The sequence below is a fragment of the Nocardia takedensis NBRC 100417 genome (genome assembly GCF_000308695.1).
GTDB classification, from domain to species: domain Bacteria; phylum Actinomycetota; class Actinomycetes; order Mycobacteriales; family Mycobacteriaceae; genus Nocardia; species Nocardia takedensis.
Genome location: NZ_BAGG01000003.1, coordinates 39,622 through 53,209, shown reverse-complemented (window position 1 = coordinate 53,209; position 13,588 = coordinate 39,622). Strand labels below are relative to the sequence as shown.

At 69.2% G+C, this 13,588-nt stretch carries 15 protein-coding genes; 6 read left to right on the top strand and 9 right to left on the bottom strand.

Annotation, left to right across the window (positions count from 1 at the left end; genetic code table 11):
- The 4 genes from ON30_RS01500 to nth all read right to left on the bottom strand — a co-directional run.
- The coding region (locus ON30_RS01500) for a MarP family serine protease (RefSeq protein WP_040703552.1) at positions 1-1,044 on the bottom strand (1,044 nt) is incomplete at its 3' end.
- A complete protein-coding gene (locus ON30_RS01495) occupies positions 1,041-1,760 on the bottom strand; it encodes an NUDIX hydrolase (protein WP_040703551.1) in 720 nt (239 codons plus the stop codon). The genes ON30_RS01500 and ON30_RS01495, both read right to left, overlap by 4 nt.
- A gap of 23 nt (positions 1,761-1,783) precedes the next feature.
- Entirely contained in the window at positions 1,784-2,404 is a 621-nt protein-coding gene (locus tag ON30_RS01490) for a TlpA family protein disulfide reductase (protein WP_040703550.1), read from the bottom strand.
- Positions 2,401-3,102: an endonuclease III gene (nth, locus tag ON30_RS01485; protein ID WP_051028814.1), complete on the bottom strand. Its 702-nt coding sequence runs from the start codon at positions 3,100-3,102 to the stop codon at positions 2,401-2,403. The genes ON30_RS01490 and nth overlap by 4 nt, the downstream gene beginning before the upstream one ends.
- A gap of 238 nt (positions 3,103-3,340) precedes the next feature.
- Here nth and ON30_RS01480 point away from each other — a divergent pair, with 238 nt between their 5' ends.
- Together ON30_RS01480 and ON30_RS01475 are read left to right on the top strand one after the other, a co-directional pair.
- Entirely contained in the window at positions 3,341-3,568 is a 228-nt protein-coding gene (locus ON30_RS01480; protein WP_083911079.1) for a hypothetical protein, read from the top strand.
- Between the two features lie 188 nt (positions 3,569-3,756).
- Entirely contained in the window at positions 3,757-4,431 is a 675-nt protein-coding gene (locus tag ON30_RS01475; protein ID WP_040703546.1) for a Crp/Fnr family transcriptional regulator, read from the top strand.
- A 147-nt stretch (positions 4,432-4,578) separates the two neighbouring features.
- Here ON30_RS01475 and ON30_RS01470 read toward each other — a convergent pair whose 3' ends face one another.
- From ON30_RS01470 to sp36, 3 genes are read right to left on the bottom strand one after another with little or no spacing between them, the layout of a single operon-like run.
- Complete coding sequence (locus ON30_RS01470; RefSeq protein ID WP_040703545.1) at positions 4,579-5,370, bottom strand: MBL fold metallo-hydrolase; 792 nt, start codon at positions 5,368-5,370, stop codon at positions 4,579-4,581.
- Between the two features lie 42 nt (positions 5,371-5,412).
- On the bottom strand, positions 5,413-5,886 hold the full coding sequence (locus ON30_RS01465) for a RidA family protein (RefSeq protein ID WP_051028811.1): 474 nt from the start codon (positions 5,884-5,886) through the stop codon (positions 5,413-5,415).
- A gap of 2 nt (positions 5,887-5,888) precedes the next feature.
- Complete coding sequence (gene sp36 / locus ON30_RS38305; protein ID WP_085999251.1) at positions 5,889-6,053, bottom strand: Sp36 family protein; 165 nt, start codon at positions 6,051-6,053, stop codon at positions 5,889-5,891.
- A 150-nt stretch (positions 6,054-6,203) separates the two neighbouring features.
- On the opposite strand from sp36, the gene bagA reads away from it, so the two are divergent.
- Both bagA and bagB read left to right on the top strand, forming a co-directional pair.
- Positions 6,204-7,223, top strand: coding sequence for an ATPase BagA (gene bagA, locus ON30_RS01460; protein WP_373282471.1), 1,020 nt, complete (start codon positions 6,204-6,206; stop codon positions 7,221-7,223).
- Complete coding sequence (bagB, locus tag ON30_RS01455) at positions 7,223-8,359, top strand: ATPase BagB (RefSeq protein ID WP_040703543.1); 1,137 nt, start codon at positions 7,223-7,225, stop codon at positions 8,357-8,359. The genes bagA and bagB overlap by 1 nt, the downstream gene beginning before the upstream one ends.
- 280 nt (positions 8,360-8,639) lie before the next feature.
- Here bagB and ON30_RS01450 read toward each other — a convergent pair whose 3' ends face one another.
- Positions 8,640-8,963, bottom strand: a complete 324-nt coding sequence (locus ON30_RS01450; RefSeq protein WP_040703540.1) for a WhiB family transcriptional regulator — start codon at positions 8,961-8,963, stop codon at positions 8,640-8,642.
- A gap of 373 nt (positions 8,964-9,336) precedes the next feature.
- On the opposite strand from ON30_RS01450, the gene ON30_RS01445 reads away from it, so the two are divergent.
- Positions 9,337-11,694 (top strand): penicillin-binding protein, encoded by a 2,358-nt coding sequence (locus ON30_RS01445; protein ID WP_040703539.1) that lies wholly within the window; start codon positions 9,337-9,339, stop codon positions 11,692-11,694.
- A 68-nt stretch (positions 11,695-11,762) separates the two neighbouring features.
- On the opposite strand, the gene ON30_RS01440 is transcribed toward ON30_RS01445, so the two are convergent.
- Positions 11,763-12,227: a GatB/YqeY domain-containing protein gene (locus ON30_RS01440; RefSeq protein ID WP_040703537.1), complete on the bottom strand. Its 465-nt coding sequence runs from the start codon at positions 12,225-12,227 to the stop codon at positions 11,763-11,765.
- 191 nt (positions 12,228-12,418) lie between these two features.
- Between ON30_RS01440 and ON30_RS01435 the strand changes: the two genes are divergently transcribed.
- Complete coding sequence (locus ON30_RS01435; protein ID WP_040703536.1) at positions 12,419-13,381, top strand: metallophosphoesterase; 963 nt, start codon at positions 12,419-12,421, stop codon at positions 13,379-13,381.
- Positions 13,382-13,588: the final 207 nt, after the last annotated feature.

The following is a 13,588-nucleotide window of genomic DNA, read 5'->3' as shown; positions in this document are numbered from 1 at the left end:
GGTGTCGACCAACGGACCGCCGGAGTTGCCCGCCCGCACCAGACCGCGCACGGTGTACACCTCGCGTTCGACGGTGCCGTTGCGGTAGATGGTCGGTCCGGTCAGGTCGAGGGTCTCCCGGACCCGCGCCGCGCTGGCCGTGTAGGGCCCGCCGCCGGGATATCCGAGCACGATCGCGCTCTCCCCCGAACGGGCGGGCTCCGGCGCCTGCGGTACGACCGGCGAGGTCAGGCCGGGAACCGCGAGCACCGCGACGTCCTTGGACGGGTCGAACAGCACCACCGTGGCCTCGAGCGGTCCGCGCGCGGTGTCCACCGCGACGCTGGTGGTGCCCGCGACGACGTGCGCGTTGGTCATCACCCGCTGCGGCGCGATCACGAATCCCGAACCCTCCAGCGCGCGCTGGCAACTCGGCGCGACGCCGCGGATGCGCAGCACGCTCTGTTGCAGCGAGGCCGCGACCGGACTGGCGAGCACACTCGGATCCGGCGGATCGACCGCGGCGATCGGCGCGCGACCGAACGGTCCGATGACATCCGGCAGGCCCGAGGTGTTGAGCAGTTTGGAGAACTCGTTGGGGACCTTGCGCAGCCAGTCCGGCGCCACCGCGTTGACGTCGGTGAGCACCTTCGAACCGTTGATCGCGGTCGCGATCGAGGGCTGGGAGGAGGTGGCCAGCGGCAGGGCCAGCAGCCACGCCGTCACCAGGACCGCGACGGCCTGCAACCCCGCGCCGACCACGCTGTCCACGCTGCGGGTGATCGGATGACGCATGCCGCCGCGCGCCGCGCGACCCAGCACCATGCCCGCGACCTCGCCGACGATCACCAGCAGCACGATCAGCAGGACGCCCGTCAGCACGCGTTTGCGGCCCGCGTCCACGTGCACCAGCAGGTGCGGCGCGATCAGGATGCCCGCGACCGCGCCGAGCACGACGCCGAGGAAGGCCAGCGCGGAGGCCACCGCGCCCTGACGCCACCCGGACGAAGCGGCGAGCAGGGCGAGCAACAGGACCACGATGTCGAGCGCGGTCGATGAGCTCATAACGACATTCCCGCGGCCGCGAGCGTCTGTTCCAGATCGCGGACGTCGTCCCGGTCCCAGTCGCGCTCCCAGCCCGCCGAGCCGAAGATGCCCGCCAGGATGCCGCCGGTCAGCCCCCACACGAGCAGTCCGTCGACCAGGAAGGCCGGACTCTTGTAGCCCATGGACCCGCGCACCAGGAAACGGTTGGCGGGTTCGAGCAGCGCGGCCACCGGCACGCGCACGACGCGGTCGGTCTCGCCGCGGTCGACCACCCGCACCTCGCTGGGGGTGCGCCAGTAGGACAGCACCGGGGTGACGTCGAAACGTGACGGCGGCACGAACAGTTTCGGCATCACCATCAGCGGTTCGACGCCGGAGCGGTCCAGGCCCGTCTCCTCGACGGCCTCGCGCAGCGCGGTGTCGATCGGGCCGGTGTCGCCCGCCTCGACACCGCCGCCCGGGAAGGCGACCTGACCGCGGTGCTGGCGCATGGTGGAAGCGCGTTGGGTCAGCAGCACGTCCGCGTCGGCGGGCAGACCGCCGAGTGTGGACGGATCGGCCTCGGGCGATCCGCCGAACAGAACCAGGACAGCGGCCTGGCGCGGTTCGCCGGTGATCGTCATCGACCGGCGCAGTGCCCGGGCCAGCGACAGCGTGTCGGTGGTGTCGACGGCGTCGGAGTCGACAGCGCGCCGCAGCCAGGGCGGGGCGGCGGCGGGATTCGGTGTGGTCAAGGGCCCCCCTCGTGCCGTTTCCGTCATGCGGCCACTCCCAGGCGCGCGGACACCGTGTCGGCGATGTCGTCGACGCCGGTGAACGCGCGTACCACGACCTCGGCGACCGAGCCGTCGGGGCGCAGCAGCACCGAGATCGGCAACACCGCCGGCGCGCCGACCGCGGTGCGGATCGCGGCGTCGGGGTCCAGGACGCCGGGCAGTCGCACGCCGAGCCCGGCCAGCCGGGACAGCGCCTTGGCCTCGTCGGGATCGCTGTGCACAGTCAGCACGGTAATCGCGTCACCCGCGCGCTGCGCGTACTGGCTCAGATAAGGCAACTCCTGCGCGCACGGACCGCACCAGTAGGCCCACAGATTCAGCAGGGCGGGGCGACCCGCGAGCGCGGCCGCGAGGTCGACGGGTCGCCCGTCGGACAGGCACAGCGTGGCGATCCCGGCCAGCGGTCCCGCACCGACCACGCCCGGGGCGGGCCGGGGGCAAGGGGCGAGAGCGGCTTCGGCGCGCGCGCTCTCGGCGACGGCGGGCGTGGGGCGGGCGAGGGCGGGTTCGTCGGAGTCGCGCGGCCACAGCGCGACGGCGAGCGCGACCACCGTGACCAATCCGGCCAGCGCCAACCGCGCGGGCACGGGAATTCGCGTCACCGGCCGAGCATTCCGAGCAGATGCTCGCGTTCGGGTCCCTTCACCAGCGCGGCCGCCGCCTCGGGATCGGTGGGACCGATGCCGAACGACGGGCAGTCCTCGGCGAGGACGCAGACTCCACAGGCGGGTTTGCGGGCATGGCACACCCGTCTGCCGTGGAAGATCACGCGATGGGACAGCAGCGTCCACTCCTTGCGCTCGACGAGTGCGCCGACGATGTGCTCGACCTTGACCGGGTCCTCCTCTGCGGTCCACTGCCAGCGGCGCACGAGGCGACCGAAGTGGGTGTCGACGGTGATGCCGGGAACGTCGAAGGCGTTGCCGAGGATGACGTTGGCAGTCTTGCGCCCGATGCCGGGCAGCTTCACCAATTCCTCCATGGTGTGAGGCAATTCACCATGATGATGTTCGAGCAGGGCCTGCCCCAGTCCGATGAGCGAGTTCGTCTTGTTGCGGAAGAACCCCGTGGGGCGGATGAATTCCTCCAGTTCGGCCCGGTTGGCCTCGGCATACGCGCGCGCGTCGGGGTAGCGGGCGAACAGCGCGGGTGTGGTCAGATTCACCCGCTCGTCGGTGCACTGCGCCGAAAGTATTGTCGCCACGGCCAATTCGAGCGGCGTGGTGAAGTCCAGCTCGCAGTGCGCGCCGGGAAAGGCGCGCGCCAGGGTGCGGTTCATCCGACGGGCCCTGCGCACCAAGCCGAGTTGGGTTTCCGCTTGTCGGGACCGGGTTCTGCGCTTGCGTGCCGGAGCGTCGCCCCGGGTCGGTTCGGCGGAATCGGTGACCGGAGCCTGCCCACCGACGGCGGGGGTGGAGGAGGTGGCACGCACCCGTCCACCATACGGAACCGCGCGCGGCCCCCGACCGGCCAGATCGACTGCCGTGTTCCATCTGAGACCTCGACAGTGTTTACTCCCTGGTATGCAAGGACTCGCTGTGGTGCTGTTCCCAGTGGTGTTGATGCTGTTCGCTCTGCTCATGGAGCGGGTCGAGAATCGGCTCCGCAAGCTTCTCGAACCCGAGCCCGAGGTTCAGCAGTACCTGGACAACGCCAGCAATGCCGAGGTGAAGGAGCTGACCCGACTCGGCCTGCCCGCCGCCGTCGCCAAGGTGCGCAAGCGCCGCTCGAGGGGTGAGGACCTGGACGTCGCGCGGGCCAGCTGAGCACCGCGCCGCCACCGGAGCAGCGCCATACCCCACCGACCTCACCCGTCCGCCTGCGCACAACGGCGCGCCACGCAATACACTCGTTACGTGGTGTCTGTCACTGCGTGATCACAAGTCCGCGTAGACTGCGCTGTTGGCCGAATCGCTTCGGTCCAGGACAAGCCATTTCCCTAAGGAGCACATTCGTGGACGAGGCCCTCGCCAGAGCAGGCATCTTCCAAGGCGTTGAGCCCACCGCGGTCGCGGCACTCGCCAAACAACTGCAACCCGTGGATTTCCCACGCGGCCACGTCATCTTCAACGAGGGCGAGCCGGGCGATCGGCTCTATATCATCACCACCGGCAAGGTGAAGATCGGCCGCCGCTCCCCCGACGGCCGGGAGAATCTGCTGACCATCATGGGTCCGTCGGACATGTTCGGCGAGCTGTCGATCTTCGACCCGGGCCCGCGCACCTCGACCGCCACCACGGTCACCGAGGTCCGCGCCGTCACCATGGACCGTGACGCTCTCAAATCCTGGATCGACCAGCGGCCCGAGATCGCCGAGCAGCTGCTGCGGGTCTTGGCCCGTCGTTTACGGCGGACCAACAACAACCTGGCCGACCTCATCTTCACCGACGTCCCCGGCCGGGTCGCCAAGGCGCTGCTGCAACTGGCCCAACGTTTCGGCACCCAGGAAGCCGGCGCGCTGCGCGTCACCCACGACCTCACCCAGGAAGAGATCGCCCAGCTCGTCGGTGCCTCTCGCGAGACCGTCAATAAGGCGCTGGCCGACTTCGCGCACCGCGGCTGGCTCCGGCTCGAGGGCAAGAGCGTGCTGATCTCCGACTCCGAGCGGCTCGCCCGGCGCGCACGCTAGACCGAGACATCGACGAACCCGCCCGAGCAGCGCTCCACTGATCGGGCGGGTTCTCGCACGCTGGGGGACCGCCGCGCCTCCGTTCGCTGCTCACGGCCGGCGCGTGCCGGACACCGACCTCGAGCGGAGGCGCGCGGCGCCGACCGGTCAGCCGTGGGTGCGCAGATAGTCCAGTTGGGCCTGCACCGAACTGCGCGCCGCGAGCCACAGTCTCTGGTCGACGTCGGCGTAGACGATCCGCACGACGTCCATCGCCTCCGGGTCCGGCCCGAGTTCCGCCACGGCCGCGCGCACCTGCTCGAGGCGTTGCCGCCGGTGTGCGACGTAGTAGCGGGCCACCGGTTCCAGATCGGGATGATCGGGGCCGTGCGCGGGCAGCAGCGCCTTGCCCGCGCCCGCCTCGATCAAGGCGTCCAAGGAGGCGAGGTAGTCGGCCAGGGTGCCGTCGGTGGTGTCGAGCACGGTGGTGCCGCTGCCGAGGATGGTGTCCCCCGTCAGCACGGCGTCGTCCAGGACGAAACTCAGCGAATCCCCCGTGTGCCCGGGAGTCGCCAGCACCCGGATCGACAGACCGGCGGCCTGCACCACCTCGCCGTCGGACAACATGTCCGCCGCCCCGCGCTGATGCGCCGACTCCGCGGCGCGCACCGGTGTACCGGTCAGCTCCACCAGACGGTCGATGCCGCCGGTGTGATCAGGATGACGGTGGGTGATCAGAGTCAGCGCCACCCGACCGCCGGTGGCCCGCGCGATGGCCTCGCTGTGCGCGGCGTCCTCCGGCCCCGGATCGACCACCACGTACTCGGAGGCCCCCGGCGCGGCCAGCAGCCAGGTGTTCGTCCCGTCCAAGGTCATGTGCCCCGGATTGTCGGCCAGCAGGACCGCCGCGGTCGGTGTGACCCGGCGTAGCTGTCCGTAGGCGGGATGCGTCAGCGTCATCGGATCACCCAATCGGTCGGGAAACGTTGTCCACCACCGTGTCTAGCGCACCTCGGCGATGAGTTCGACTTCGACGGGGACGTTCTTGGGCAGTTCGGAGACGCCGACCGCCGAGCGCGCGTGCACGCCCGCCGGACCGAAGACCTCGCCGAACAGGTTCGAAGCGCCGTTGACCACCAGCGGCTGATCCGTGAAACCCGGTGCCGAGGCGACGAATCCGACGACCTTGACGATGCGCACGACTTCATCGAGTCCGACCAGGTCGTGCACGGCCGCCAAGGCGTTGAGCGCGCAGATCCGCGCGGCCTCTGTGGCCTGCTCCAGGCTGATCTCCTCCCCCGCCTTCCCGACGAAGGGCAACGCGCCGTCCACGATCGGGATCTGGCCCGAGGTGTAGACCAGCGACCCGGTGCGAATCGCCGGGATGTAGGCGGCCACCGGAGCGGCCACCGGCGGCAGGTCCAACCCGAGCGCGGCCAGGTTCTCCCGCCACGGGGTCGCGGCGTCGACGGGCACGGTTACTGCCTCGGACGCTTCAGGTAGGCGACATGCTGTTCGCCGGTCGGGCCGGGCAGCACCGTCACCAGTTCCCAGCCGTCGGCTCCCCACTGGTCGAGGATCTGCTTGGTCGCGTGCGTCAGCAGCGGCACGGTCGCGTACTCCCACAGGGTCACATCACTCATACCCGTGAGAGTAGTGCCTGCGACATCGACGTTTCGCGGGTGCTGTCCGATACCCGAATCCCCGAAATACGACGGCTGACCGTATCCCTCGGACGGCGAGTCCGAACGCGCTATAGGCTCGCGACCGTGGGAGTACCAACAGCAGTGCCCATTTCGGCGGAGCCGGAGCCGGGGCCGGAGACGGGCTGGCCCGAGCGCGCCGAACAGGCTCGCCTGCATTTCGTGTCGGGTAAAGGCGGGACGGGCAAGTCCACGGTCGCCGCGGCACTGGCCCTGGCGTTGGCCGCGGGCGGACGCCGCGTGCTGTTGGTCGAGGTCGAGAGCAGGCAGTCGATCGCCCAACTGTTCGACCTGCCGCCGCTGCCGCCCACCGAGACCCGCATCGCCACCGCCGACGGCGGCGGCGAAGTGGTCGCGCTGGCACTCGACATCGAGCACGCGTTCCTGGAATACCTGGACATGTTCTACAACCTGGGCTTCGCGGGCCGGGCCATGCGCCGGATGGGCGCGATCGAATTCGTCACCACCATCGCCCCCGGTCTGCGCGATGTCATCGTGACCGGAAAGATCAAGGAGTGCGTGGTCCGCACCGACAAGGCAGGCGCGCGGATCTACGACGAAGTCGTGGTCGACGCCCCGCCGACCGGGCGCATCGCGGGCTTCCTCGACGTCACCCAGGCCATGGGCGAGATCGCCAAGGGCGGCCCGATCGCGGGCCAGGCCGACGGCGTCGCCAAACTGCTGCACTCCGACCAGACCCTCATCCACCTGGTCACCCTGCTCGAGGCGCTACCCGTGCAGGAAACCGCCGACGCCGTCGCCGAACTCACCGCCAACGACCTGCGGATCGGCACCGTGATCGTGAATCGCGCGAGCGAGGGTTTCCTGCCCACCGACGTCCGCGGCAGCGCCGCCGAGGGCGACCTCGACCGCGACGCGCTGCGCACCGGCCTTGCCGCCGCCGGAATCGAATTGTCCGACGCCGACTTCGACGGGTTGGTGACCGAGACCGTCGAACACGCGGCCATCCTGCGCGCCCAGGACGCCAGCGCCGAGGAACTGCGCCGCGTCGATGTGCCCCAGCTGTACCTGCCCGCCCTGCCCGACGGTATCGACCTGGGCGGACTGTACGAGTTGGCCGAAGTTCTCAGCACACAGGGAGTCCGCTGATGACCCTCCCCGCAGGCGCGGCCGAACTCGACATCGCGCGCATCATCGACGACCGCACCGCCCGCGTGGTGGTGTGCTGCGGTTCCGGCGGCGTCGGCAAGACCACCACCGCGGCGGCGATCGCGCTGCGGGCGGCCGAACGCGGACGCAAGGTCGTGGTGCTCACCATCGACCCGGCGCGCAGGCTCGCCCAGTCGCTCGGGGTCGCCGATCTGGACAACAGCCCGCAGCGGGTCGAACTCGGTCCCGAGGTCCCCGGCGAACTGCACGCGATGATGCTGAACATGCGCCGCACCTTCGACGAGATGGTGCTCGAGCACACCAGCGGGGACAAGGCCGAGCAGATCTTCGCCAACCCGATCTACCAGACGGTCGCCTCCTCCTTCGGCGGGACGCAGGAGTACATGGCGATGGAGAAGCTGGGGCAACTGGTGGGCCGCGGCGACTGGGACCTGGTCGTGGTCGACACCCCGCCCTCGCGCAACGCGCTGGACTTCCTGGACGCGCCCAAACGGCTGGGCACCTTCCTCAACGGCAAGATGATCCGCCTGATCATGGCGCCCGGCCGCGGGGTGGGCCGTTTCGTCACCGGCGCGATGAGCCTGGCCATGCGCGGGGTGTCCACGATCGTGGGCGGGCAGTTGCTCAAGGACGCCTCGACGTTCCTCCAGTCGCTGGAATCGCTGTTCGGCGGCTTCCAGGACCGCGCGGAACGCACTTTCGCGATGCTGTCCAAGCCCGGCACCCATTTCCTGGTGATCGCCGCGCCCGAACCGGACGCGCTGCGCGAGGCGTCGTTCTTCGTCGACCGCCTCTCCACCGAGAACATGCCGCTGGCCGGACTGGTGCTCAACCGCACCCACCCCGCGCTGAGCGTGCTGTCGGGCGAGCGGGCCCTGTCCGCGGCCGAGCAGATCGCCGAGACCGATCCGGTGACGGCGGCGGCGCTGCGCATCCACGCCCAGCGCATCGGTACCGCCAAGCGCGAACAGCACCTGCTGCACCGTTTCACCGGCGCGCATCCCCGGGTCCGGATCGCCACCGTGACGGCGTTGCCGTTCGAGGTGTCGGATCTGGCGGCGCTGCGGGCGGTGGGCGATCAACTGACCGGTGCCGCCGCGGCCGAACCGGCCTGATGTCGTCCGCCGAACCGGCCTGATGTCGTCCGCTGAACCGGCCTGATGCCGTCCGCCGAATCCGGCGTGCGGCGAGCGTCGAACGGGCCTGACGGCAGCCGACCGAGTGCGTCCGGTGATCCGAACCGGAGTGCCCGGACGTGTCCGGAATCCGCTGAACGGGACCGGGTCGAGTCGAGACCGTCGCGTGGCCGGAATGCTACCGATCAGTTGCTTTGGCTATCGCCGCTTCAAACGACACCGAGCCCGCGTCGGCGGGCTCGGCAAGGTCTACGACGACTCACATCGCGATCTGGTGCTGGCGCTGCGCCTGGAAGAAGTCGGCCCACGAGGTGACCTCGGGATGCTGTTTGAGCAGGGCACGACGCTGTCTCTCGGTCATGCCGCCCCACACGCCGAACTCGACGCGGTTGTCGAGGGCGTCGGCGCCGCACTGCATGAGCACCGGGCAGTGCCTGCAAATCGTCGCCGCCTTGCGCTGGGCCGCGCCGCGGACGAACAGCTGATCGGGATCCACTTCCTTGCATCGGGCCTGGGCTACCCAGGCGATTCGCGCTTCTGCCTGCTCTACGTCCAATCGAGCGATGGGGGTTGTCGTATGCATTTGGTGTGCCCCTTTGCAGTCCGAACACCGGGTCAACGGCGCTCCAGAATCGCGTAACAGAATCGCAGCAACCCGAACCCCGCTGCGCTCTGCACCACATTCCACTTTGAGTGTTAGCTCTATCACACTGGGTTCTCAATCTAGGTAAAGGTATGGGCTCTGCGCAAGACCGTCTCGAGATTTATTGGTACGTCCGTCCCTGCGACATCCTCGGAGAACCGGGCGGTCGCCACGACATGCCGCGCCCTGTGTCGCGACACGCCACATTCATTCGCGCGACACGCCCATACGCCGCCGCTATGCCCGGATCGCTCACCACCGTCGGCAAACACTCGTGCGAACAGGAACCAGGGCACCCACTACTCTGAGAACCGTGCCGATCACACATACGCTCGCGAAGCTGGCAGGCAGCTGCGTGTTGGCCTCGGTGCTCGTCGCCGGTCTGTTGTTTCCGCTCGCAGGTGGTTTCGGGTTCGTGTCCAACCGTGCGGCCGACGCCGTGGACAACGTCTCCGCGGAACTGGTCGAGGGCACGGTGCCCGCGGTGTCGACCATGGTCGACGCCACCGGTGCGCCGATCGCCTGGCTGTACGAACAACGCCGGTTCGAAGTGCCGAGCGACAAGATCTCCAACAACATGAAGCTCGCGATCGTCTCCATCGAGGACAAGCGCTTCGCCGAGCACGAGGGCGTGGACTGGCAGGGCACGATGCGCGCGTTCCTCACCAACACCACCAGTGGTGAGGTGCAGCAGGGCGCGTCCACCCTGGACCAGCAGTACGTCAAGAACTTCCAACTGCTCGTCGTCGCCAAGACCGACGCCGAGCGCCGCGCCGCCATCGAGACCACACCGGCCCGCAAGATCCGCGAGATCAGGATGGCGCTCACCCTGGACCGCGAACTCACCAAAGAGGAGATCCTCACCAGGTATCTGAACCTGGTGCCCTTCGGCAACTCCTCCTACGGCATTCAGGACGCCGCGCAGACCTACTTCGGCGTCGACGCCGCCGACCTCAACGTCCCGCAGTCGGCGATGCTGGCGGGCATGGTGCAGTCCAGCTCCAAGCTGAACCCCTACACCAACGTCGACGGCGTGCTGGCCCGCCGCAACACCGTGCTCGACACGATGATCCAGAACATCCCCGCGCGCGCCGAGGAGTTCCGCAGGGCCAAGGCCGAGCCGCTGGGCGTGCTGCCCGAGCCCAAGGGTCTGCCGCGCGGCTGCATCGCCGCCAACGACCGCGGCTTCTTCTGTGACTACGCGTTGCAGTACCTCGCCAACGCCGGGATCAGCCGCGAACAGATCGACAAGGGCGGCTACCTGATCAAGACCACCCTCGACCCGGCCGTGCAGGATTCGGTGAAGCGCTCGCTGTCGGAGGCCGCGAACCCGAACCTCGACGACATCGCCCAGGTGATGTCGATCATCGCGCCGGGCGCCGACTCGCATCCGCTGGTCGCGATGGCCAGCAGCCGCAACTACGGCCTCAACCGCGAGGTCAACGAGACGGTCCAGCCGCAGCCGTACTCGATGGTCGGCGACGGCGCGGGCTCGATCTTCAAGGTCTTCACCACCGCCGCCGCGATGGAGAAGGGCATGGGCATCAACGCCGAACTCGACGTGCCCGGCCGCTTCGACGCCAAGGGCCTCGGCAACGGCGGCGCGCGCGGCTGCCCGCCCGCCACCTACTGCGTGGAGAACGCGGGCAAGTACAAGTCGCCGATGTCGGTGACCGAGGCGCTGGCCACCTCGCCGAACACCGCGTTCGTCAAACTCATCCAGGCCGTCGGCGTCACCCCGACCGTCGACATGGCGGTCCGCCTGGGCATGCGCTCCTACACCGAGGCGGGCACCTCCGGCCACGGCAACCAGAGCCTCGCCGACATGATCAAGGAACAGAACCTCGGTTCGTTCACCCTCGGCCCGGTCGCGATCAACCCGCTCGAACTGTCGAACGTCGCCGCCACCCTCGCCTCCGGCGGGCGCTGGTGCCCGCCGACGCCGGTCAAGGAAGTCATCGACCGGTACGGCAAGGCGGTGCCGCTCACCCAGCAGGCGTGCGAGCAGGTCGTCGAACCCGGTCTGGCCAACACCCTCGCCAACGCGATGAGCAAGGACGACACCTCCGGCACCGCCGCGGGCGCCGCCAAGGCGACCGGATGGAACTGGCCGCTGGCCGGCAAGACCGGCACCACCGAGAGCCACCGCTCCTCGGCCTTCCTCGGGTTCACCAACTCGCTGGCGGGCGCCGCCTACGTCTACGGCGACAGCCCCACCCCGGGCGAGATCTGCTCGTTCCCGCTGCGCAGTTGCGGCAGCGGTGACCTGTTCGGCGGCAACGAACCCGCCCGCACCTGGTTCAACGCGATCAAACCGGTGGTCGAGAAGTATCCGCCGCCGGTCCTGCCCCCGCTGGACGACAAGTACGTGCGCGGCTCCAACCAGGCCCAGGTTCCCGACGTGACCGGCATGGGTCAGGGCGAGGCCACCACGGCCCTGGTCGCCGCCGGATTCCAGGTGCAGGCCGTCAACGGCACCGGACCGCTGCCCAAGGGCAATGTGATGAGTTCCGCGCCGAACGGTTCGGCCATCCCGGGTTCGGTGGTGACGATCTACATCAGCGACGGCACCCAGCGCGCCGCGCCCACCCCGGCGGCTCCGGCGCCCGGACTGCCGCCCGCGCCCGCGCTCCCGCCGGGCTTGCCGCTACCGCCCTGGTGGCCGCGCTAGCCCCCTGAACGAAGAACCGCCGACCCGGTTGAATCCGGATCGGCGGTTCTCTCGTTTCCCGGACCTTCTCAGAGCCGGGCCTTGACCGCCGCGGACAACCGCGACCCGTCGGCCTTGCCCTCGGCGAGCCCGGTGGCGATCTTCATCACCTGACCCATCTGCCGCATCCCCGGCCGCTCGCCGATCTCCTCGGCGACCTGCGCGATGGCGGTGTCGGCCACATCGGCCACCTCGGCGTCGGTCAACTGGGTCGGCAGGTACTCGTCGATGATGCGCGCCTCGGCGTGCTCGTTGGCCGCCAGTTCCCCGCGCCCCGCCTGCGTGTAGACCTCCGCCGACTCGCTGCGCTTCTTGGCCTCCTTCTGCAATACGGAGACCACCTCGGCGTCGGAGAGTTCACGCGCCTGCGTGCCCGCGACCTCCGCGGTCTGGATCGCGGCCAGCAGCATCCGCAAGGTCGCGAGCCGCAAGGTGTCCTTGCTCTTCATCGCGGCGGTCATATCCGTCCGCAACTTCGCTTTGAGTTCCGACATAGGGAAACCGTAGCCAATCCGCTGTCGGACATCCCACACATTTGTCGCTGGTCACTCGCGCCGAGCGCGCGACGCGCCACCCGTACGTCACCTCACCCGCCCCCGCAGCCCCGCCAATGTCCGGGCACCCCACACGTATCCATCCACAATCCAACACCCCCCGGATCTGGTATCTCACCTATGCTGGGCAAATGCCCGTAATCTCGACCGCCGTCGTCCGCCGTACCGCGCTGGGAGCCGCCGGAGCCGCGGTGGCCGGAGTCGGCTACGCCTCGTTGATCGAACGGAACGCGTTCGTGCTGCGTGAGGCGACGATGCCGGTCCTGCGTCCCGGTTCGGCGAATCTCCGTGTGCTGCACATCAGCGACCTGCACATGATGCCGGGGCAGAAGTTGAAGCAGCAGTGGTTGCGCGAGTTGGATCGGCTGGAACCGGATCTGGTGGTCAACACCGGCGACAACCTCTCGCACATGAAGTCGGTGCCCGCCGTGGTGCAGGCGCTGGGCGGGTTGCTGTCGCGGCCGGGCCTGTTCGTGTTCGGCTCCAACGACTATTTCGCGCCGGTGCCGAAGAACCCGGCGAAGTACTTCAAGAAGGATCACCGCCGCGTGTACGGCGCGCCGCTGCCGTGGAAGGATCTGCGGGCGGCGTTCACCGAGCGCGGCTGGCTGGACCTGACGCATGTGCGTCGGGATCTGGAAGTGGCCGGGATCAGGATCGCGACGGCGGGCGTGGACGATCCGCATTTGCAGCGCGATCGCTACGACACGATCGCGGGCGCGCCGAACCCGTTGGCGGAGTTGCGGATCGGCCTGACGCATTCGCCGGAGCCGCGCGTGCTGGATCGGTTCGCCGAGGACGGCTACGACTTGGTGATGGCCGGACACACACACGGCGGTCAACTGGTGGTGCCGGGTTACGGTGCGCTGGTGACCAATTGCGGGATCGACAAGTCACGGGTGAAGGGCCCGTCCCGGTGGGGCGAGCACACCCGGTTGCACGTGTCGGCCGGACTCGGCACCTCGCCGTGGGCACCGTACCGGTTCTGCTGCCGCCCGGAGGCGACGCTGTTGACGCTGGTGGCCGCTCCGCCGAAGCGCCCGGAGGCCGATACGGGTCACGGGGTGTCGACGTCGGAGGCCGTCGCGCGCTGAACTGTCTTCCGGGGGTGGGGGTTCGGCGTGCCCGGTGCCCGTGGAAGCGTGGGGTCAGTCACCCGGTAGGGTCGCCTGCCGAGGTCTGACGACCTGGATCGTGATGTGTCGGAGGGGAACGACAGCATGGGTGTGCACAGTGGGCCGGATTCGTTCTGCGCGAGAACGGAGCCCATTCGTCGCGGAGAGGTGCGATGAGCGCCGGGG

What these genes read in the sequence shown, in the direction of transcription:
- ON30_RS01470 (WP_040703545.1), bottom strand. Translation starts at nt 5,370, where the DNA reads ATGACGCTGACGCATCCCGCCTACGGACAGCTACGCCGGGTCACACCG.
- sp36 (WP_085999251.1), bottom strand. Translation starts at nt 6,053, where the DNA reads ATGAGTGATGTGACCCTGTGGGAGTACGCGACCGTGCCGCTGCTGACG.
- bagB (WP_040703543.1), top strand. Translation starts at nt 7,223, where the DNA reads ATGACCCTCCCCGCAGGCGCGGCCGAACTCGACATCGCGCGCATCATC.
- ON30_RS01450 (WP_040703540.1), bottom strand. Translation starts at nt 8,963, where the DNA reads ATGCATACGACAACCCCCATCGCTCGATTGGACGTAGAGCAGGCAGAA.
- ON30_RS01440 (WP_040703537.1), bottom strand. Translation starts at nt 12,227, where the DNA reads ATGTCGGAACTCAAAGCGAAGTTGCGGACGGATATGACCGCCGCGATG.
- ON30_RS01435 (WP_040703536.1), top strand. Translation starts at nt 12,419, where the DNA reads ATGCCCGTAATCTCGACCGCCGTCGTCCGCCGTACCGCGCTGGGAGCC.